Below are 255 nucleotides of genomic sequence, written 5' to 3' on the forward strand. Positions count from 1 at the left end.
GCGACACCTGACCGTTCGAATACGCAACCGTCGTGGTATTGCCATAGCCATCGATCTTCGTCACGTTGCCCGACGTACCCGGATTGTCGACCTGCAGCGAATAGCTCGTCGAATACGTCTGGCTGTACGTGCCATTGCTCGTCGGCCACTGGCTGTTGTTGTGCGCCCATGCGGCCGTCACGATCTTGCCGTCGCCGAGCTGCTGGAACGCATACGCGAACGTGCCACCCGGCGTGCCCTTGACGCGGCCCAGCG

1 pseudogene is annotated in these 255 nt (G+C 62.4%); it reads right to left on the reverse strand.

Annotated elements, in window-relative coordinates:
• Positions 1-255: pseudogene (locus tag AB4Y32_RS40595) on the reverse strand (hypothetical protein); the annotation flags it as partial.

This window comes from Paraburkholderia phymatum (genome assembly GCF_040965635.1).
Lineage (GTDB): Bacteria > Pseudomonadota > Gammaproteobacteria > Burkholderiales > Burkholderiaceae > Paraburkholderia > Paraburkholderia phymatum_B.